The sequence below is a fragment of the Nocardia sp. NPDC057668 genome (assembly GCF_042799795.1).
Lineage (GTDB): Bacteria > Actinomycetota > Actinomycetes > Mycobacteriales > Mycobacteriaceae > Nocardia.
In genome coordinates this window covers 576964-599761 of sequence record NZ_JBHVIC010000005.1, presented here as the reverse complement: position 1 = coordinate 599761, position 22798 = coordinate 576964, and the positions used below count along the sequence as shown (strand labels likewise).

Below are 22798 nucleotides of genomic sequence, written 5' to 3'. Positions count from 1 at the left end.
GGGAGCGGAGTACGGGCCCGACGGCGGCTGTCGCCGGGTTGCCGTCGCCGGGCCGCGCGGTGATCGGCTCGCCCGCCTGATCATTCGTCCACTTACGGCACGGATCGAATGACAGCAGACTTCCAGCAAACTTCCGGTACTGTCCGCAATCACGGGCGCGTAATTCGAACTCGCCCGGCGTTTTCCGCAGGTCTCGACTCCGGGAGGGACAGTGCTCGCCGATTCTCCGGACGTTCTCCACTCCGTGCCGTTCGAATTGTCCAGGGCCCAAATGGAATTGTGGCTTGCGGACGACCTCGGGCACCGTGCCGACGCCGCGGGCCGCCGCCCGCGCGCGCTGCCCGGCCAGGCGCACTACCTGGAACTGCGCGGCGCGCTGGACGCCGACCTGTTCGACGCCGCATCGCGGCGGGCCTTCGAGGAATTCGGCGTCGGCAGGCTCCGGATCGGTCAGGTCGACGGGCGGCCGTACCAGTGGATGGCGCCCGACATCGGCGGCGGCCTCGAGCGCGTGGACTGCGCCGGCGAGCCCGAACCGCATGCGGCCGCGCTGGACTGGATGAATCGCCGCCATCGCAGCGCCATCGAATTGCTCGACGCTCCGCTGTGGGCGGGCGCGCTGCTGCGGGTCGGACCCGAACACCACATCTGGTACGCGCAGATGCATCACGTGGCCATCGACGGCTACGGCGGCTTGAGTCTGATCGCCCGGATCGGGCAGTGGTACGAGGCGCTGCTGGCGCGGGCCGAACCGCCGTCCTTCGGCGGATTGTCCCCTGCCCGCATTCAGGCCGCCGACGCCGAATACCGGTCCTCGGCGCGCTTTCTCGCCGACCGCGAGTACTGGCGGGAACGCTTCTCGGACTGGACCGCGCCGCTGCCCGCGCCCGGCCCCGCGCGCGTGCGCCGCGGCCGGGCGCCGCTGCCGCCCGCGCTGCGGGCCGCCGGCGCGCTGAGTCCGGCGCGCTGGCTGGAGCTCGAACGCCTGGCCGCGGACTGCGGCGCGAGTCCCGCGCAGTTGCTGGTCGCGGCGATCTGCGCGTTCCAGGCGGGCTGCACCGGGGAGACCGAACCCCTGCTGCGGCTGGCCGCCTCGGCGCGCACCACCGCCGCGCTGAAGAAGTCGGGCGGCATGCTCGCCAACGTGCTGCCCGTCCGGCTGCGCTGCGCGGGCGCGGTGACGGTGCGCGAACTCGTGATCGCCGCCGCCCGCGACGTCACCGGGGGCCTGCGCCATCAGCGCTATCGCTTCGAGGAACTGCGCCGCGATCTCGGGGTCGGTGCCGAGCAGGTCGCGGGCCCGACCGTGAACCTGATGTTCTTCGAACGCACGAGCCGCTTCGGCGCGGCGATCGGCGAATACCGCATCCTCGCTTCGGGATCGGTCGCCGACACCCATTTCAACCTGTACCGCGCGGGCGCCGCGGAGGGTCTGTCGGTCGACATCCTCGCCAATCCGGACAGGTACGACCAACCCGAACTCGACGACCACCTGAACCGCTTCCTGCTATTCCTCGGCAATTTCGTGGCGGCCGGCCCGGATACCCCGGTGGGGCGGATCGGCCTGCTGTCCGAGTCCGAGGTCGCCGCACTGCGCGCCGCGCCCGGCGAGCGCGGGACGGACCCGGTCGCACTGCCCGAGCTGTTCGCCGCCGCCGCGCGCCACGACGTCGAGCAGGCCGTGGTCTGCGGCGATACCGTGCTCAGCGGCGCGCGGCTCGAAGCACTCTCGAATGCGCTGGCGCACAGGCTGTGCGGGCTCGGCATCGGCCCCGGTGACGTGGTGGCTGTCCCCGCCCGGCGCAGCGTGAACTGGCTGATCGCCCTGCGCGGTGTGCTCGCCGCCGGCGCCGCGTACCTGCCGATTGATCCGGGCCATCCCGTGGAACGGGTTCGCGCCCAGCTCGCCGAATGCGGCGTCCGCGTCGGAATCGATACCGGCACGGCCGAATTGGCCGGCGAAGTGCGCGCGGTCGCGGACTGGATCGTCCTGGACGAGCCGACGCGGAACCACGCCGCCGCCGGCGCGCCACCCGTGACCGACGCCGACCGCCCCCGTCCAGCGCACCCGGCCCATCCGGCCTACGTCATCTACACCTCGGGCTCCACCGGCGCGCCCAAGGGCGTCGCGGTGACGCACGCGGGCCTGGCGAATCTGCTGGCCGCCCAATCTGTTTCGCTGCCTGCCGGTCCCGGCGACCGCGTGCTGTGCGGGTCCGCGCCCACCTTCGACGCCTCGCTGTGGGAGCTGCTCTTCACCGCGACCGGCGCCACCCTCGTGATCGCCCCCGAGGACGCGTACGCGGGCCCGCGCCTGACCGAATTCCTGTGCCGCGAGCGCATCACGCACGCCTTCCTGACCCCGGCGGTGCTGGCGGCCACCGCGCCCGCGCCGGGTGCGCCGCGACTGCTGGCCACCGGCGGCGAAGCCTGCCCGCAGGCCGTGGTCGCCGCGTGGGCGCGCGGGCGCACCCTGGTCAACATGTACGGGCCCACCGAGGCCAGCATCGTCACCCACCTCGGCCCGATGGTTCCGGACCGCCCCATCACCCTCGGCGACCCGGTGCCCGGCGTGCGCGCCCACGTGCTCGACCCCTGGCTGCGCCCCGTGCCGCCGGGCGTGGTCGGTGAGCTGTACCTCGGCGGCCCGGGACTGGCCCGCGGCTACCTCGGCCGATTCCCGCTCACCGCGGCCCGTTTCGTGGCGGACCCGTTCACCGGCTCCGGTGCGCGGATCTACCGCACCGGCGACCTGGTGACCCGGGATGCCGCGGGCGCGCTGGTCTTTCACGGCCGCGCCGACGCGCAGGTGAAGCTGCGCGGTCTGCGGATCGAACTCGGGGAGATCGAGGCGGTGCTCGCCGACTGCCCCGGCGTCGCGCAGGCGGTCGTCGTGCTGCACGGTGGCCCGCGGGTCCCGCGCATCGTCGCGTACGCCATGCCGGAACCGGGATTCCTGCTCACCACGCGAGAGCTGGAAGTGGCCGCCGCCCAGCGACTGCCGGGGTACATGGTGCCCGCGATCGTACTGCTCGACCGGTTCCCGCTGTCCCCGAGCGGCAAGGTGGACCGGCGGGCGCTGCCGGCTCCCGCCGCGCCGGCGACCGTCTACCGCGCACCGGTCACGGTGGCGGAGAAGGCCGTCGCCGCCGCGTTCGCCGAACTCCCGGCCGCGCCCGCGGGTGGCGCCGCCCGCATCGGCCTGGACGCGGACTTCTTCGCGCTGGGCGGGGATTCGCTGAGCGCGGCCGTGGTGGCCGCTCGGGTGGGTGCGGCGCTGGGCGTGGCGGCGGGGGTGCGCGATCTGTTCGACGCGCCCACCGTCGCGGGCTTCGCCGAGCGCGTCGGCGCCCGGGATCTGCTGGCCGAGCGCGCGCGACCGGCGCCGCGGCCGCGTCCCGAGCGGGTGCCGCTGTCCTACGCGCAGCAGCGATTGTGGCTGATCAACAGGCTCGATCCGGCCGCGCCGTCCTACAACATGCTGCTCGCCCTGCACCTGACCGGCCCGCTGGACGCGAGCGCGCTGACCGCCGCGCTGACCGATGTGGTCGGTCGCCACGAGGCCCTGCGCACGGTGTTCCACGAGACGGACGACGGTGTGCTGCAGCGGCTCTCACCGGTCGGCGCGGTGGTGCGGGCGCTGACGCCGGAACCGGTGCCCGCGGCCGCGGTGCATCGTGAGCTGCGCGAATTCGGCGGTGCGGGCATCGATCTGGCGCACGGGTCCCCCCTTCGCATTCGCCTGCTCCGGGTGCTGGATTCCGCTGCCGCGGGGTCTGCCGCTGCCGGGTCCGCTGCCGCGGGGTCTGCTGCTGCGGGGTCTGCCGCCGCGGGGTCTGCTGCCGCCGGGACTGCCGCCGCCGGGCCCGCTGCCGCCGAGCCTGTCGTCATTGATATTCCAGCCGCCGAGATTGCCGCTGCCGGGACCTCCGCCGTTGAGATCGTCGTGGCTGGGACCACCGCGGCTGGGACCGTCGCCACTGAGATTACCGGCGTCGGGACCGTCACCGCCGGGACTGTCGCCGCCGAGAACGTCGCTGCCGAGACTGCCGCCCCCGGTGCCGAATCCGCCGCGCAGCCCGTCGCCGAACGCCACGTCCTCGCCGTCCTGGCGCATCACATCATCGCCGACGGCCTGTCGCTCGCGCCCTTCGCCCGCGACCTGGCGACCGCCTACCGCGCCCGGTTGCGCAGTGCCGCACCGGAGTGGACCCCGCTGCCGGTGCAGTACGCCGACTACACGCTGTGGCAGCGCGAGGTGCTCGGGGACGACACCGATCCGGAATCGGAACTGTCCCGCCAACTCGGCTACTGGCGTACAACCCTCGACGGCCTGCCACCGGAATCCGGTCTCCCGCCCCATCGTCCGCGCCCCGCCCGGCGCACCCGCCGGGCGGCGCGAGTCACCGGCGAACTGCCCGAGCGCACCGTGGCCGGCCTGCGCGAACTCGCGCACCGGCACGGCGCGACCCTGTTCATGGTGCTGCACACGGGCCTGACCGCGCTGCTTGCCCGGGTCTCTGGCGGCGCCGACATCGCCGTGGGCACCCCGGTCGCCGGGCGCGGCGACGCCCGGCTGGACGACCTCATCGGCATGTTCGTCAACGCCCTGGTGCTGCGCGTCCCGGTGGACCACGCCGAGTCGTGCGCCGAATTGCTCTCGCGGGTCCGCGATATCGACCTCTCGGCCTTCGCGCACGACGACGCGCCGTTCGAGCGGGTGGTGCGCGCGGCCGGGCTGCCGCACGCCCGCGACCGGCACCCGCTGTTTCAGGTCGGGTTGTCGCTGCGCGCAGCCGGAGCGACCGCGTTCGACCTGCCCGGCCTGCACGCGGAGTCGCTCGACATCCCGTTGCCGGTGGCCAAATTCGATCTGGAGTTCACCTTCGCCGAGACGGCGGCGGGGCTGTCCCTGACCCTGGACTACGCCACGGATCTGTTCGACGGGCCGGACATGACCGCCCTGGCCGATCGCCTGATCCGTGTATTCGACCAGCTGGCACGGGATTCCAGCGTGCCGGTCGGTGAACTGGAGCTGTTGTCCGCGGCCGAGCGCACGGCGCTGGGGGAGTGGAACGCGGGCGGCGAAGCCGTCCCCGCGACGCTGCCGCTGCTGCTGACCCGGGCCGCCGCGTACGCGCCGGGGGCCGCGGCGGTGGTGTGCGGGGACCGCGCGCTGACCTATCACGAGCTGTCGCTCCGGGTGAATCACTTGGCGCGCAAACTGATAGCGCTGGGCGCGGGCCCGGAGGACGTGGTGGCGATCGCGCTGCCCCGCTCGCTGGAATGGGTGGTGGCGATGTGCGCGGTCGCGCACGCCGGTGCGGCGGCGCTGCCCATGGACCCCGGCACACCCGCCGAGCGCGTCCGCCTCATGCTCACCGATTCCCTGGTGCGCGTGGGGATCACCGGTCCCGGCGCGGAGCCGGTGGACCTGCACGGCGGACAGTGGCTGTCCCTCGAGTTCGGCGAACTCGGCGAAAGCGCCGAGCCCGTCACCGACGCCGACCGGACCCGGCCGCTGCACCTGGCCCACCCGGCCTATCTCGTGTACACCTCCGGATCCACCGGCATCCCCAAGGCGGTGTGCATCACCCACGCCGGACTGGCGAACGTCGTGGTGACCCAGGCGCAGCGCTGTGACGCCGATCCGCGCGCCCGCGTGCTTTCGGTCTCCTCGCCCGCCTTCGACGCCTCGATCTGGGAACTGCTGCAGGCCCTGTGCTCCGGCGGAGCCCTGGTGATCGCGCCCCCGGACGTGTACGCCGGGCCCGAGCTGGCCGATTTCCTGGCCCGCGAACGCATCACGCACGCCATGCTGACCCCGCGCGTGCTGGCGACCCTGCCCGCGGCGGAGCTGGCGGACCTGCGGCTGCTGGCGGCCGGCGGGGAGACCTGCTCGCCCGAACTGGCCGGGCGCTGGTCGCCGAACCGGTGTTTCGTCAACGCCTACGGTCCCACCGAGACCACCGTCTGGGCGACGGTCACCCGTCCGCTGCGCGCCGCGGACGGGCCGGTCCCGATCGGCGCACCGGTGGCCGGAGCCCGGGTGCACGTCCTGGACCCGCGGTTGCGACCGGTCCCGCCCGGCGTCATCGGCGAGATCTACGTGGCGGGCACCGGGGTGGCGCGCGGTTACGCGCACCGGCCCGGCCGGACCGGCGCGCGCTTCGTGCCCGATCCCTTCGGCGAGCCCGGGTCCCGCATGTACCGCACCGGTGACACCGGGTCGTGGCGGACCGACGGCACACTGGACTTCCACGGCCGCAACGACTTCCAGGTCAAGGTGCGCGGGGTGCGACTGGAGCCCGGCGAAGTCGAGGCCGCGCTGTCGGCGGTGCCCGGCGTGGCCCAGGCCGCGGTGGTCCTGCGCACCGGGCCGGGGGACCCCGAACTCGTCGCCTACGTCGTGCCCGCACCGGGTGCGACCGCCGATCCCGAGCCGTTGCGCGCCGCGATCGCGCATCGGATGCCCGCGCACTACGTTCCGGCACAGGTGCGGATACTGGATCACCTACCGCTCACCCCGGCGGGCAAACTCGACCGCGCGGCCCTGCCCGCCCCCGAGCGAGCGCGGGTCGCCTTCCACGAACCGGCCACGGCCACCGAGGAACTCGTCGCGCGGGTGTTCGCCCGGGTGCTGGTGGCCGACCCGGTCGGACGGTCCGACGACTTCTTCGCCCTCGGCGGGAACTCCCTGAGCGCGGCCGCCGCGGTGACGCTGCTGCGGGCCGAACTCGCGGGCGCGGCGGTGGTCCGGTCGCGTGACCTCTTCGACGAACCCTCCGTTCCCGGCCTGGCCCGCCTGCTCGAGGAACGGTTGTCGGCGCGTGCCGACCTCGAATCCGATTCCGCCGCACCCGAACCGGTCGCGGAACCGGATCGGGTGCCGCTGTCCTGCGCGCAGCGGGGCATCTGGCTGCTGGATCGTGGCGGCGCGGGCGCGGCCTACCACATTCTGCTGGCCGTCCGGCTGGGCGGCGCACTGGACGTGGTGGCGCTGGCGGCGGCCGTTGCCGACGTCGTGCAGCGCCACGAAGCCCTGCGCACCTACTTCCCCGAACACGAGGGCGTGCCGTATCAGGCGGTGGCGCAGGAGGATGTCGGCGCGATGGACATCCGCCGCATCCCGCCCGCCCGGCTGGAACGCGCCCTGGCGAACTTCGAGGCCCAGCCCTTCGACCTGGCCGCCGCTCCGCCGGTGCGCGCCCGGCTCTTCGCGGTCGACGCCTCCGGCGACGCCGCGCACCGATCCGAATGGGTGCTCGCCCTGGTCGTGCACCATGTGAACGCCGACGGGTTCTCCCTCGCCCCGCTCGCGCGTGATCTCGCGGCGGCGTACACCGCCCGCACCACGGGCACCGCGCCGTACTGGCCCGTGCTCACCACCCGCTACGCCGACCACGCCCGCGCCCAGCACGAGCTGCTGGGCAGCCCCGGCGATCCGAGTTCCGAGCTGACCCGGCAGCTCTCGTACTGGCGCACGACCCTGGCCGACGCCCCGATCGAACTCGCGCTGCCCCTGGACCGGCCGCGCCCGGACGTCGCCGGCCACGCGGGTGCGAGCGTGGAATCGGTTCTGCCGCAACCGATCACGGCTCGGCTGCGCGCACTGGCAACAGCCCGCCGCGCCTCGATGTTCATGGTGACCCACGCCGCGCTGGCGCTGCTGCTGGCCAAACTGGCCGGCACCGGCGACATCGTCATCGGCACACCCACCGCCGGCCGTGCCGCGCCCGGTCTGGACGATGTGGTCGGCATGTTCGTCAACTCGGTGCCGCTGCGGGTGCCGGTCGATCCCGACGCGTCCTTCGCCGAGCTGCTGGACCGCGTGCGCGAGGTGGATCTGGACGCCATGGCCCACGCGCAGACGCCGTTCGAGCACATCGTCGAGGCGCTGCGGTTACCGCGTTCCGCCGCCCGGCATCCGCTGTTCCAGGTCGCGCTGTCCTTCCGGAACTTCGAGGTGCCCGAACTGCGCCTGCCCGGCGTGCGCGTGGAGACGCTCGCCGCGCCCGCCACGGCGATTCGATTCGACCTGGAATTCGAACTCACCGAGCGCGATTCGGGCCTGGTGATCCTGCTGCGCTATGACACCGAGCTGTTCGATGCCGGCACCGCGCAGTCGCTGATCGATCGATTCCGGCGGGTGCTCACCGCCGTCGCCGGTCATCCCGACCGCCCGATCCACAGCGTGGACGTGCTCTCGGCCGGTGAGCGCCGGCGGGTGCTGGCCGCGGGCGCGCACGAGGCGAACCCGGTACGGATCACCCTGCCCGAGATCCTCGCGCGGACGGTGGCCCGGTTCCCGGAGGCTCGCGCCGTGGCGTGCGGCGATCGCGCGCTCACCTATCGCGAACTCGACGAGCGCTCGAATCGACTGGCCCGCCTGCTGATCGGGGGTGGCATCGGCCCCGGCGACGTGGTGGCCGTGGCCCTGCGCCGCTCCGTGGAATGGGCGGTCGCGTTGTGGGCCGTGGCCAAGACCGGCGCCGCGTATCTGCCGGTGGATCCGGGCCATCCCGGGCAGCGGATCGCCCTCATGCTCGCCGATTCCGGCGCGGCGCTGGGCCTGACGGGCCCCGGCGCCCGGCCCGAACTCCCCGATCTGCCCTGGCTGGTGGTCGAGGACGGGCTGCCGGCCGACCCGGGCGGGGTCTGCGCCGGGGCCGTCACCGACGCCGATCGGGTGCGCCCGATCCGTCCGGCCGATGCGGCCTACGTGCTGTTCACCTCCGGGTCGACCGGAGTGCCCAAGGGGGTGATCGTCACCCACGCGGGTCTGGCGAACACGATCGCGGCACAGGCCGAGCACTGTGCGGTCGACGCGGATTCCCGCGTCCTGCAACTCGCCTCCCCGAGCTTCGACGCCTCGCTGTGGGAGGTGCTGCTCGCGACGGGCGCGGGCGCGACGCTGGTGATCGCGCCGCCGGAGGTCTACGCCGGCCCGGAACTGGCGAGCCTGCTGTCTGCGGCCCGCGTGACCCACGCCTTCATCACACCCGCGGTGCTGGCCACCATGGACCCGGGCGTCCTCGAAACCGCCGGGGGCGCACCCGTTCTGCGCACGGTGGTGACCGGCGGCGAGACCGTCGCCCCGGCCGTGGCCGCCCGCTGGGCCGCCGATCGCGACCTGCTCGTCGCCTACGGCCCCACCGAGATCACCATCGTCTCCAACATCAGCGCGCCGCAGGAATCGGATCAGCCCGTGACGCTCGGCGGCCCGGCCGCCGGAATGCGCTGCTACGTACTGGATCAACGGCTCGCCCCCGTGCCGGACGGGGTGCTCGGCGAGCTCTACGTCGCGGGTCCGGGTGTGGCGCGCGGCTATTGCGCGCGCCCCGGCTCGACCGCCGCGCGATTCCTGCCCGACCCGTTCGCCCCCGGCCGCATGTACCGCACCGGGGACGCGGTGCGCAGGCGCGCGGACGGTGCGCTGATCTTCGTCGGCCGCACCGATTCCCAGATCAAGCTGCGCGGGCAGCGCATCGAGCTCGGCGAGGTCGAGGCGGCGGTGGCGAGCCTGCCCGGTGTCGCCCAGGCGGTGGCGATGGTCCGGGCCGACGGTCCCGGCGAACCCCGGATCGTCGCCTACGTCACCTCCGCACGCGGCGTCGCGCTCGACCCGATTCGACTGCGCGCCAACGTGGCACGGCGGCTGCCCGGGTATCTGACCCCGGCGGTCATCGTCCCGTGCGAACGCCTGCCCTTGACCGTCAACGGCAAGGTGGACCGGGCCGCGCTGCCCGCGCCCGCACCGGACGCCGAGCTTTTCCGCGCCCCGGTCACCGCGCCCGAACGTGCGGTGGCCCGGGCCTTCGGCGAGGTGCTCGGGGTGCAGCGGATCGGTCTGGACGACGACTTCTTCCGGCTCGGCGGCAACTCGCTCAGCGCCACCCGGGTCGCGGCCCGGGTGGGTGCGGAACTGTGCGCCGAGGTTCCGGTCCGCGAGGTCTTCGACGCGCCGACCGTCGCGGGACTCGCCGCGCGCCTGGCGGATTCGCCGCGCCCGGCCCGGCCGGAACCGCGGGCGGTCGCGCGCGGGGACCGATCCCCGATGTCCTTCGCGCAGCAGCGACTGTGGCTGCTGAACCGCCTGGACCCGGAATCCCCGGCCTACAACATCCAGCTGGTCGTGCGCCTGACCGGAACCCTGGACGTCGCCGCACTGGGGACGGCCCTGCATTACGTCGTGACCCGGCACGAGGTGCTGCGCACGTTCTACCCGCACCGCGACGGCGTCGGCGAACAGCGGGTGGTCGCGGCCCGGCCCGTACCGCGCGAACTCGCCGTACAGCACTGCGACACCTTCGACGCCGAGGCGGCACTCGGCGAATTCTGCTCCGCCCCCTTCGATCTCACGACCGAAGTGCCGGTGCGTTACGCGCTGTTCGCGGTGGGCGAGGGCGCGGGGGAGCCTCGGGAGTGGCTGCTGGCCTTCGTCGTGCACCACGCCGGCGCCGACGGTTATTCGCTCGCGCCACTGGCCCGTGATCTGGCCGAGGGCTACGCGGCCGCCCTGCGCGGCGACCGTCCCGACCGCGAGCCGCTCGGTGTGCAGTACATCGACTACGCCCGGTGGCAGCGCGAGGTCCTGGGCGCACCCGAGGACCCGCGGTCCGAGCTGAACCGCCAACTCGACTACTGGACGGCGACTCTCGCGCGGTCGCCCGCCGAACTGGGCCTGCCCACCGACCGGCCCCGCCCGCCGGTCGCGGGCCTGCACGGCCGCACCGTCGCCTGCACGATTCCCGCCCCGGTCGTCACCGCGCTGCGGGAGCTGGCCGAACAGCACGACGCCTCGCTCTTCATGACCCTGCACGCCGGGCTGGCCCTGCTGCTCTCGGCGTGGTCCGGCGGCGACGACATCACCGTCGGCACCGCGGTCGCGGGCCGGGGCGCCGCCGCCCTGGACGAGCTGGTCGGCATGTTCGTCAACACGCTGGCGCTGCGGGTGGAAGTCGATGCCGCCGAGTCGTTCTCGGCGCTGCTGGCACGCGTGCGCGAGGCGGATCTGGGGGCCTTCGCGCACGCCGAGCTGCCGTTCGAGCAGGTGGTGGAGGCCCTGGATCCGCCGCGGTCCCGGGCCAGGCACCCGCTGTTCCAGGTCATGCTGGTGCTGCAGAACCTGGACCCGATTCGGCTCCGGCTGCCGGGCCTGCGGGCCGAACCGGTGCTCGCGCCGGTCGCCACCGCGCGCTTCGATCTCGAATTCGTCTGCACCCCGGTGGATTCCGACCTCCGCGTCGAAGTGCAGTACGCCACCGAACTCTTCGACCACGGCACCATCACCGCCCTGCTCGGGCGCTACCGCCGCCTGCTGGAAGTCGCGGCCGCCGCGCCGCACCGGCCCACCGCGCGGCTGGGCATCCTGGGCGGCCACGAGTACCGGCTGGTGGTGGAGGAGTGGAATCGCACCGAGACCGCCGAGGTCGATCTGCTGCTCCCGGATCTGCTGGACTCGGCCGTGCGCCGGGCCCCCGGCGCGGAGGCGCTGCGGTACGGCGACATCGCGCTGACCTATCGTGAGCTGGACGCGCGCGCCCTGCGCCTGGCCCGTCGACTGCGCGCACACGGCATCGGCCCCGAAGACGTGGTGGCCCTGGGTATGTCGCGCTCGGCGGCCTGGGCGGTGGCGTGCTGGGGCGTCACCGAGTCGGGCGCGGCCTTCCTGCCGCTCGATCCGGGCTGCCCGCCCGCCCGCCTGTCCGCCATGCTCGCCGCGACCGGCGCCCGCGTCCTGCTCACCACCGCCGCCGAGCACGCGGCCTATGCCGCGCTGCCGGACATCGAGGTGCTGATCCTGGACCCCGCGGGCGAGGTCGGCGCACCCGGACCCGAACGCTCGCGCATCCCGGCCCGTGACGCGCGCCCGGCCAACGCCGCCTACGTCATGCACACCTCGGGCTCCACCGGCAGGCCCAAGGCGGTGGTGGTGTCGCACACCGGCCTCGCGAACATGGCCGCCACCCAGGCGCGCTGCATCGGCGCCGATTCGACCTCGCGCGTATTGTGCCTGGCCGCACCGAGTTTCGATGTCTCGGTGTGGGAACTGGTGCTGGCCGCGGACGCAGCCGCGACCCTGGTCATCGCCCCGCCCGAGATCTACGCCGGCCCCGAGCTGGCCGAGTTGCTGCGCCGCGAACGGGTGACCCACGCCTGCGTGACCCCCGCCGTGCTGGCCTGTACCCCGGCCGCGCTGTTGCCCGATCTCGCCGTGGTGATCACCGGCGGCGAATCCTGCCCGCCCGCCGTCGCCGCGATCTGGGGCGAGCGCCGCCGGCTCGTCAACGCCTACGGCCCCACCGAGACCACGGTGCTCAGCACCGTGAGCGGAGCGCTCGACGGCAGCCGCCCGATCACCATCGGCGGGCCCGCCGTGGGCACGCGCTGCTACGTCCTGGACCGCTCGCTGCGCCCGCTCCCCGTCGGGGCGGTCGGCGAGCTGTACATCGGCGGCGCCGGGGTGGCGCGCGGCTACCTCGGCCGCCCCGCGGGCACCGCCGCCCGCTTCGTCGCCGACCCGTTCGGCGGGCCCGGCGAGAGGCTCTATCGCACCGGCGATCTCGTCTCCTGGACCGACGCGGGCGAACTCCGATACCAGGGCCGCACCGACTTCCAGATCAAGATCCGCGGAATGCGGGTGGAACCCGGTGAGATCGAGGCGGTGCTGGCCGGCGCGCCCGGCGTCGCCCAGGTCGTCGCCACCCGCACCGACGGCCCGGCGGGCGCGGCCCTGGTGGCCTACGTGGTACCGGAGCCGGGTCACACGCTCGACCCGGCCGAACTGAGCTCGGTTGCGGCACAGCGGCTCCCCGACTACCTGCGCCCGGCCATCGTGCCGCTGGACCACCTGCCGCTGTCCGCGAACGGCAAGGTGGATCGCTCCGCCCTGCCCACCCCGCCACCGGTCCGCACGGACTACCTGGCCCCGGTGCACCCCGCCGAACAGGCGGTGGCGGCCGCTTTCGCCGAGGTCCTCGGGCTCGACCGCGTCGGGCTGGACGACGAGTTCTTCGCCCTCGGCGGCAACTCCCTCGCCGCCGCCCGGGTCATCGCCCGCCTGAACGGCGCCGTGGCCCTGCGCGATCTCTTCGAAGCGCCCCGGGTGCGGGCACTGGCCGAGCGGTTCGCCGCCGCGGGCGCTGACCCGTTCGACGCCACCGCGAACGAGTCCTACCGGGTGCTGCTGCCGCTGCGCCGCACCGACGGGGATGTCCTGTTCTGCGTGCATCCCGGGGGCGGGCTGGCCTGGCCCTACGCCGGACTGCTCACCCGGCTCGACCCCTCGATCGCGCTGTACGGCCTGCAGGACCCCTGGGTCGCGTGCGGCGAGGAGCCCTACGCCACCCTGCACGACTACGCGGCCCGCTACGTGGACGAGATCCTGCGTGTGCGACCCACCGGGCCGTATCGGCTGCTGGGCTGGTCGCTCGGCGGGCGCATCGCCCACGAGATCGCGGTCCGGCTCCAGGATCAGGGGGCGGAGGTCGCGCTGCTGGCCTTGATGGACAGCGCGCCGCCCGACGGCGTCGCGGCCCCCGAACCGCACGACGCCGCCGCGGCCTGGGCCGAGCTGCACGGCATGGCGGAACTGACCCACGCGGCCGAGAGCTTCCCCCCGGACCTGGTCGAACGCGCCACCGCCGCCCTCACCCGGCCCGTGGCCGGCGAACCCGGCGGCCGTTTCCGCGGCGACCTGGTGCACTTCACCGCGACCGGCACGGCGATCGCCGACCGCCGGCCCGCGGCGAGCTGGCACGAGCACGTCACCGGCGACGTCCTCGACATCCCGATCCGGGCCACGCATATCGGTATGGCGCAGCCGATTCCGCTGACCGAGATCGCCCGCGGGCTGCAGCTGCACTGGAACGGCGGATGAGCACCGAGCACCTGCCCGCGGCCATCCACGTGGTCGGTGCGCGCGTGCACAACCTCGACGAGCTGACCGTCGACATCCCGCTCTGGTCCTGGGTGGCGATCACCGGGCTCTCGGGCTCGGGGAAATCCTCGCTCGCCATGGACGTCCTCTACGGCGAGGGCTATCAGCGACTGCTCGGCGGGCTGTCCACCTACACGCGCCGCCGGATCAGCCAGGCCGAGCGACCCGACGTGGACCGCATCGACTTCCTGCCCGCCACCCTGGCCCTGCGCCAGCGCCCGCCGATCCCCGGCCGGCGCAGCACCGTGGGCACCATGACCGAGGTCTACAACGTGCTGCGCCTGATGTACTCGCGGCTCGGTTCCCACCTGTGCCCCACGGGTTTCCGGCTGCCCCCGTCGCTGGACACCGCGCTGCGCGGCCGGGTGGACCTGCCCGAGTGCGGCGGCGAGTTCGAACTGCCGGGCGCGGAGTCCTTCGCCTTCGACAGCTTCGGCGCGTGCCCGCGCTGCGGCGGTCTGGGCACCGTCGAGGAGATCGACGACGCGGCCCTGATCCCGGATCCGGACCTGTCGATCGCCGACGGCGCCGTCGCGCCGTGGAAGCTGCCGCTGCGCGACTTCCAGCCGCAGATCGCCGAACAGCTCGGCGTCCGCATCGACGTGCCCTACCGCGACCTGACCGCGCGCGAGCGCGAGATCGTCCTGAACGGCCCCGCCGAGAAGCGGCACGTGGTGGTCACCACCAAATCCGGGCGGGCCGCCGAACTCAACGGCACCTACGAGAACGCCCGTGCGGCGGTGCGGCATTCACTCGCGAACAGCGCCAGCCAGACCACGCGCGAGCGACTGAGCAAATTCTTCACCCTGCACACCTGTCCGGCCTGCCACGGCGCCCGGCTGCGTCCAGAGGCGCTCACCACCCTGATCGGTGATCGCACCATCGCCGAGACCAGCGCGCTGACCCTGGCCGAATTGGAGCCCTGGGCAACCGAACTGGCCGCCGCCCTGCCCGCCGACATGCACGCCCTCGCCACCCGCCTGACCACCGAGTTCGTGCGCGCCATCGAACCGCTGCGCACCCTCGGCCTGGGCTATCTGAGCCTGGACCGCGCCGGTGAGTCGCTCTCGACGGGGGAGCGCCAGCGCATCCAGCTCACCTCGACCCTGCAAACCCGTTCCACCGGAATGCTCTACGTGCTGGACGAGCCCTCCATCGGCCTGCACCCGGCCAACGTCGAGGGCCTGCGCGCGGTGATCCGTGCCCTGGTCGGCAACGGCAATTCGGTGGTGATGGTGGATCACGAGGTCGAACTGCTGCGCTGGGCCGATCACCTCATCGAAATGGGACCGGGCGCGGGCCGCGCGGGCGGGCGGGTCATCGCCCGGGGCACCGCCGCCGAACTGGCCGCCGACCCGAATTCGATCACCGGCCCCTATCTTTCGGGCGCGGCCGAACCGCACGCGCGCCAGGCGCGGCCGGTGCGGGCGGCGGACCCGCACCTCGAGCTCACCGTCGGCGACTTCTACACCCTGCACGGGGTGACCGCGCGTATTCCGCTGGAGCGGCTCACCCTGGTCACCGGCGTCTCCGGCTCGGGCAAGACCAGCCTCATCCTGGACAGCCTGGTGCCCGCGCTGACCCGGACGCTGAACGGGCAGCCGCTGCCCGGACACGTCGCGGAACTGAACGCCGCCGGGATCACCCGGGTCGTCACCGTGGACTCCACGCCGATCGGCAACAACAGCCGTTCCACCCCGGCCACCTACTCCGGCGCGTTCGACGGGCTGCGCGCGCTGTTCGCCGCGGCCCCGCTCGCGCGCGAACGGCACTGGGGCGCAGGCCGTTTCTCCTACAACGTCAAGGGCGGGCAGTGCCCGGTGTGCACCGGCCTCGGCGAGGTGTCCCTGGACGTGCAGTACCTGCCGGACATGACGATCACCTGCCCGGCCTGTCACGGTGCCCGCTACAACGCCGAGACGCTCGAGGTGCGGGTGGACGGGCTGACCATCGCCGACGTGCTGGCCCTCACCGTCGCCGACGCCGCCGATCGCTACGCGGGCGTACCGCGGATCGGCGCGCCGTTGCAGGCCCTGCGCGAAGTCGGGCTCGGTTACCTGGCGCTCGGCGAGCCCACCCCCGCGCTGTCCGGCGGGGAGGCCCAGCGCATGCGCCTGGCCGGCGGCTTGCGCTCGGCGCAGACCCACGTGCTCTACGTCTTCGACGAGCCCACCACCGGACTGCACCCCGGCGACGTGCGCACCCTGGTCGGGGTGTTCGAGCGGCTGCTGCGGGCGGGGGCCACCATCGTGGCCATCGACCACGACCTGGATCTCATCGGCGACGCCGACCACGTGATCGACATGGGCCCCGGCGGCGGACCCGAGGGCGGCCGGATCGTGGCCGCCGGGACGCCCGCGCGGATCGCCGCGGCCACCGGCAGCCCGACCGGCCGCTACCTGCGCGGGCGCCTGAACGCGCGGCCTACAGACCCGGCACCCTGACGAAGACGGCCGCCGTGCTGTCCTGCCGGAAGTACGTGTCCAGTGGTGGCGTGCCGAAGGATTCGATGCCCGAGTCCGGCAGCCACGTGTAGTCCACCAGCGTCAGCGGCAGCGCCCCGGCCGGGGCCGACAGTTCCACCTCGACGCCCTCCGCGGGCGGGGCCCAGAAGCGGAAACCGTGCTCGGGCAGCGAATGCGCCGTGCGGCCCGCCACCTTCACCGACTCGACCGCCCCGTCCGGCCAGCGCAGATCCAGCCGATACGCGCCGCGCGTGGACCGCATGCGCAGGGTCACCGTGCGCCGGCCCGCCTCGGTCCGATCGGAGGTCACCTCGGCGATCGGGACCGAAAGCGCTTGGGCCGGAGCGTCGCCCGTGGCGACCGCGTAATCCCACAGCTCGGCGAAGGACCCCTCGGGCCCGCCCGTGCTCACGAAGTCCCGCGACCACGCGTCCGGGGCGAGCATCGAGAGCCATCGGGCCTGCGCCCGGTCGGCGTCCAGGGCGTAGATGATCTGCGACAGCCGCGGATGCCGATCGTCGAACCTGTCCACCGCCATCCCGGCGGCCGCGAGCACGACCGTGAGCACGAGGGCCGCACCGGGAACGAGCCAGCCCCGCCGGGCCGGCCAACTCCGGCTCAGTGTCAGCAACAGCAGCGCGCCCAGCAGCACGATCGCCGGCGCGGCCAGGAAGGGCGCGGTGACCAGTCCGGTCTGCACCCCGGCCCAGGCCGTGCTGCCGAGGAACAGCGCAGCGGGCGCCAGCAGCAGGGTCAGCACCGGCAGCCGCCACGGATCCCCGATGACGAAGCTCGCGCCGACCCCCAGCACCGCCGCGGCCGCGGGCAGCACCAGCACCTGTGCCGCGGGCGGGGACACCACCGCGATCCCGGCTCCCAGCAGTGTCACCCCGGCCAGCAGGCCGATCGCGGTGCCGGTGGGCCCGAATACCCGGCGCGCGAAGGCATACCAGCCGATGAGCACCGCCGTGGACAACACCAGCACCGCGATGTGGAAGAACTCCGGCCGATACGGATCCACCGGCGAGGCCTGATACGCGGGGCGGATCTCCTGCAGCAGCCACCACAGCCCGTAGGTCGCCGCGACCGCGATCGGCACCGCGACCACCAGCGTGATCGCGCCGCCGGCGATCGCCTTCACACTGGCCTCGCCGGCCCGCCGGACCCACCACGCCAGTCCGATCACCCCCAGCGTTCCCAGCGCGGCCAGCACCAGGATCACCCACGCCGGGATCACGACCAGACCGGCGAAAGGCAGTGGGAAATAGGCGGCGTCGGCGCCGTCGCTCGTTTCCGCCAGATCCCGCTGCCCGAAATCCCTTGTCAGCGCCAGCGTGTTCTCGCCCAGCTGCTGCACCGTGGGCAGGTTGACGTGCTCCGGGGTGTCCTCGCGATTGTGGTAATAGGCGCTGCTGCCCGCGAAAGCCCAATCCAGCACCCGCAACTCACCCGATTCGAAGGAGACGAAGTCGGTGCTGCTGGGGATGCCCGCGCCCGCGGCGGCCGTGGTCGTGGAATCGGTGTTGGGATACGGCGCGCGCGCCACCGCGCGGATCAGCGGGCCGTCGGGGTGGGTGATGCGCCACAGCAGCGCCGGACCGCTCGCGCCCCGCGCGTCGTGATTGATCACCACCCCGCGTTTGTCGTAGCCGCCCGCCGCCACGAAGGCCTCCGCCCCGAGCAGGCCGGGCTCCTCGGCATCGGTCAGCAGCACCACCACGTTGTTGCGCAGCGTGCCGTCGCCGTCCCGCAGCGCGCGCACCGTTTCCATGATCGCCGCGACGCCCACGCTGTCGTCGTTCGCGCCGGGGCCCGAGGTGACCGAATCGTAGTGCGCCGTCAGGTACACGGTGCCGGTCGAATCGGCGCCGGGCAGCGTGGCCACGATGTTGGATACCTGCGCGAAGGCCGACTCGGGGGCGCTCAGGCCACCGGGGTAGGTGCCGACGCCGCGCTGAATCTCGGTCGCCAGCCCCAGATTCCGCAGTTCGTCCGCCAAATGATCACGCACCCGGGCGTGTTCGGCCGAGCCGACCGCGTGCGGGGCCCGCGCTATCTCCTCGATGACGCGCTGCGCCCGTTCGGCGCTGAACACGTCCCCGGGCGCGGACTCGCCGCGGAAACCATGTGGTTGCTGATCCCACGCCGACATCACCGCCAACACCAGCAGTAGCGCGAATGCCAGAAGCCCGGAAATTCCTCGTCCCACCCGCATACTCCGATACTAGGCATGATCGTGCCCGGGGGTTCGAGCTCGCCGAGGAGAAGGGAGAGGCCGCTGCGCGCCTCCATCGATCACACCGCCGCCCGACCTGCGCCGGACGGTCCCGTCACGGTGGGCGTCGGGCCCGTCGGACGCGATGAGGTTCTCCGCGTGGCGCGGTACGGCGCCGCGGTGGAACTGGCCGCGGAGTCCGTGACCGCGATGGCCGTGAGCCACGCCCGGATTCGCGAGCTCGCCGCCGATCCGAAGCCGGTGTACGGCGTTTCCACCGGCTTCGGCGCGCTCGCCACCCGGCACATTCCGCCGGAGCTGCGAACGCGGTTGCAGCGCAGTCTCATCCGCTCGCATGCCGCCGGATCCGGACCCGAGGTCGAATCCGAGGTCGTGCGCGCGCTCATGCTGCTGCGCCTGTCCACCCTGGCCACCGGCCGCACCGGCGTGCGACCCGAACTCGCCCGGGCCTACGCCGATCTGCTCGCCGCCGGGCTCACCCCGGTCGTGTACGAATACGGCAGCCTGGGCTGTTCGGGCGATCTCGCCCCGCTGGCGCACGTCGCCCTGGCGGTCATGGGGGAAGGGCGGGTGCGCACCGCCGACGGCGAAATCCTGGACGCCGCCGACGCTTTGGCCCGGCACGGTCTCGGCCCGGTGGTGCTCGGGGAGAAGGAGGGCTTGGCGCTGATCAACGGCACCGACGGCATGCTGGGCCAGCTGGTGCTGGCGCTGGCCGACCTCGAGCACCTGCTGCGGCTGGCCGATGTGGCCGCGGCCATGAGCGTGGAGGGTCAGCTCGGCACCGATCGGGTGTTCGCCGCGGATCTGCAGGCCCTGCGCCCGCATCCGGGCCAGGCGGCCGCCGCGGCGAACATGCGTCGCCTGCTGGCGGATTCGGCGATCGTGGCCAGCCATCGCGGCGCGGACTGCGCCCGTGTCCAGGACGCGTACTCCCTGCGCTGCGCCCCGCAGGTCGCCGGCGCGGCCCGCGACACCCTCGCCCACGCCCGCACGGTCGCCGAGCGCGAACTCGCCAGCGCGGTGGACAATCCGGTGGTCACCCTGGACGGGCGCGTGGAATCCAACGGCAATTTCCACGGCGCCCCGGTCGCCTACGTGCTGGACTTCCTGGCCATCGCCGCCGCCGACGTGGCGAGCATGAGCGAGCGGCGCACCGACCGCTTCCTGGACGTGGCGCGCAATCACGGGCTGCCCGCCTTCCTGGCCGACGATCCGGGCGTCGACAGCGGCCACATGATCGCCCAGTACACCCAGGCCGCGATCGTGTCCGAACTCAAGCGGCTGGCGAATCCGGCCAGCACCGATTCGATACCGTCCTCGGCGATGCAGGAGGATCACGTCTCCATGGGCTGGGCCGCGGCCCGCAAGCTCCGCCGCTCCGTCGACGGCCTAACCCGGGTGCTCGCCATCGAGATACTCACCGCCGCACGGGGAATCGACCTGCGCGCGCCGCTGTCCCCGGCGCCCGCGACCGCCGCGGTCATCGCGACGCTGCGAGAGTCGGTCCCCGGGCCCGGCGCCGATCGCTATCTCGCGCCCGAGATCGCCGCGGCGGTGCGCCTGGCCGCCACCGGGGCACTGGTCGCGGCCGCGGAATCGATCACCGGCCCACTGGACTGATCAGTTGCCGCTCCCGCGCACCCCGCCCGCCCGGTTGGCGGAATCCGCTGCCGCGCCCGAATCCGGGGCGGCCGGGCTCCACGCCTCCACGACCCCGGGCACGCCGTCGCGCACCACGTAGCCCGCCCGGGTGGCGATGGGCGCGCCCGGTCGGCGGATGTACGGGACGACCCGGAAGTCGCTGTGCAACCGCTCGTGATCGAGGGTGACCCGCACGTATCCGCGCTGGCTGTTGAAGAACTTCACATCCGGATTGGCGGCCAGCAGGGTGCGACCGGTGTCGTTCATATCCGCGCCGTCGCCGCCGCTGCTGATCGAGGTGCCGGTGAATTCGGCCGCGACGACCGCGGATTCGAGATCGTCGAACTCGCGCCGCAGATCCGCCGCGTAGTTGTGGTGCCGGTCCCCGGTGATCACCACCAGATTGCGCACGTCGCGGTCGGCCGCCGCGCCCAGCAGCGTATTGCGGTCCGCGACATAGCCGTCCCAGGCGTCGGTGCCCAGGCGCACCGCGGGCCCGGGGTCGTAATCCGAGCGCGCCATGGCCACCTGATTGCCCAGGATCTGCCAGCGCGCGGGGGAGGAGGTGAGCCCGTCCAGTAGCCAATCCCGTTGGCGGGCACCGAGAATCGTGCGGTCATCGGCGTACCGATCGTCGCAGCCGGACACCAGGCTGCCGTCGCCGCACGCCTGTTTGCTGCGGTACTGGCGGGTGTCCAGCAGGGTGAAGTCCACCAGGTCGCCGAATCCGTAGCGCCGGTGCAGCAGCATGTTCGGGCCACTGGGCATTTGCGCGATCCGCAGCGGCTGATGCTCGTACAGGGCCTGGAAGGCCGCGGCCCGGCGCCGGCGGAAGATGGGGGACAGGTAGCGGTATACGTCCACGCCGATCCCGCCGGTATCGCCCGCCCAGTTGTTGTCCACCTCGTGGTCGTCCATCGTGACCAGCCACGGGAACGCGGCGTGCGCGGTCATCAGCGAATCATCGGATTTGGCCTGCGAATAGCGCAGCCGATAACCGCGCAGGTCCACGGCCTCACCGGTGGGCGCCTCCTCGTCCGGTTGCCCGCGGCCGTTGGTCCAGGCCCGTTCATAGATGTAGTCGCCCAGGTGCACCACGAGGTTCAGGTCCTCGCGGGCCATGTGGTCGTAGGCGGTGAAGTACCCCGAACTCCAGGACTGGCACGAGGCGAAGGCGAAGCGCATGCGCGCCATGGCCTGCCCGGCGGCGGGCGCGGTGCGCGTCCGCCCGATCGGTGAGATGTCCGCGCCCGCGCGGAAGCGGTAGAAGTACCACCGGTCCGGCTCCAGACCGGTGATCTCCGGATGCACGCTGTGGCCCAGTTCGCGGGTGGCTGTCGCGCTGCCGCGCGTGACCACGCGCGTGAACGCCTCGTCGTGCGCGACCTCGTACTCCACGGTGACCGGTGCGTTCGCCATCCCCGCGTGCCCGTCCGGGGCGAGCGGGTCGGGTGCGAGCCGTGTCCAGAGCACGATTCCGTCCGGCAGCGGATCACCCGAGGCGACCCCGAGCCGGAAGGGGTAGCCGCCCAGCGGACGGGTCCGGGTGAACCGGGAACCGGCGGCGACGCCGGTGCCGGCGAGCACCGCGGCGGATCCGGCGGCGCCGAATCTCAGTAACTGCCGACGCGACATGGCCATATCTCACGGTACGTCCCGGACGCGGGTGGCTCGTGAACACCGAGCGGTGCCCCGCGGAACTTCGGCTTACCGCCCGGTGTCCGGGGCCGCGATCAGGTGCGCACCGCTCCGGGCCGCACCGCCGTGCCGAGCAGGCGCAACTGCTCGGCGAGCTGCGCGACGGTGTCGGCGTCGTCGGCCGGATGCTCGTGCTCGGGCCGGTCCGCACCCCGGCCGATGGTCGCGCACGCGTTCTCCACCAGCACGCCCCCGGCCACGGTGATGATTCTGCGCAGGTCGACCAGGGCGCGCGCCTGCGCGCTCACCCCGCCGGCCGGTGCGAGCAGCGCGGTCTTCTTGCCCTCCAGCGCACCCTCGCCGTAGGGGCGCGAGGCCCAGTCGATGGCGGCGCGCAACGGGCCGGGCAGCAGATCGTCGATAGCGGGCGCGAACACCAGCACCGCGTCCGCGACCAGAATCGACTCGCGCAGCCGTGCGACCGCCTCCGAGTCCTCGGCGGATCCGTCGCCTTCCGCCGGGACGCCGGGCAGCTGGTCCAGCCCCTCGAAGATCGCCACCTCGATGCCGGGCGGCGCCGTCCGCTCGGCGGCCTCGGCCAGCAGTCTGCTCACCGGTGCCTCGCGCAGACTGCCGACGAGCGCGAGAACATGCAGCGGTGTCATGACTCCTCCGGTGGACGCGCGGGAACTTCACGGCAGCGATGGTCGAGATCGTGACGGGCCGATCGAATGTACCCGGCGGACTTGCCATCCGGTGGCGGGAACGGCATTTCGCCTCGGCGAATCGCCGGATTCGATCCGCCGTGCCCACCTCGGCGGACGCGAGCGCGGGTACCCCTGCCGGTGGTACCCGCCGGCGCCGGTATTCCGC

General features: G+C 73.3%; 6 protein-coding genes. 3 read left to right on the top strand and 3 right to left on the bottom strand.

All coding sequences use genetic code 11. The features are described 5' to 3' along the window. Positions 1-271 precede the first annotated feature (271 nt). Together ACFVBH_RS29970 and ACFVBH_RS29965 are read left to right on the top strand one after the other, a co-directional pair. The gene (locus ACFVBH_RS29970) at positions 272-13882 is read left to right on the top strand and encodes an amino acid adenylation domain-containing protein (protein ID WP_379006707.1); all 13611 of its coding nucleotides are present in this window, start codon (positions 272-274) and stop codon (positions 13880-13882) included. Continuing rightward, positions 13879-16386 carry an excinuclease ABC subunit UvrA gene (locus ACFVBH_RS29965; RefSeq protein WP_379006705.1) on the top strand — a complete coding sequence of 836 codons (2508 nt, stop codon included), beginning with the start codon at positions 13879-13881 and terminating at the stop codon, positions 16384-16386. Before ACFVBH_RS29970 ends, ACFVBH_RS29965 begins: the two co-directional genes overlap by 4 nt. Here the strand turns inward: ACFVBH_RS29965 and ACFVBH_RS29960 are convergent. Beyond that, positions 16367-18622 carry a M20/M25/M40 family metallo-hydrolase gene (locus tag ACFVBH_RS29960; protein ID WP_379006702.1) on the bottom strand — a complete coding sequence of 752 codons (2256 nt, stop codon included), beginning with the start codon at positions 18620-18622 and terminating at the stop codon, positions 16367-16369. The two genes, ACFVBH_RS29965 and ACFVBH_RS29960, sit on opposite strands and share 20 nt — an antisense overlap. Positions 18623-18742: 120 nt before the next feature. Between ACFVBH_RS29960 and hutH the strand changes: the two genes are divergently transcribed. Further along, complete coding sequence (gene hutH, locus ACFVBH_RS29955) at positions 18743-20266, top strand: histidine ammonia-lyase (RefSeq protein WP_379006953.1); 1524 nt, start codon at positions 18743-18745, stop codon at positions 20264-20266. Here the strand turns inward: hutH and ACFVBH_RS29950 are convergent, their stop codons facing one another. Next, positions 20267-21928, bottom strand: coding sequence for an alkaline phosphatase D family protein (locus tag ACFVBH_RS29950; protein ID WP_379006700.1), 1662 nt, complete (start codon positions 21926-21928; stop codon positions 20267-20269). Between the two features lie 92 nt (positions 21929-22020). After that, entirely contained in the window at positions 22021-22590 is a 570-nt protein-coding gene (locus ACFVBH_RS29945; protein WP_379006697.1) for an NAD(P)H-dependent oxidoreductase, read from the bottom strand. Positions 22591-22798 lie beyond the last annotated feature (208 nt).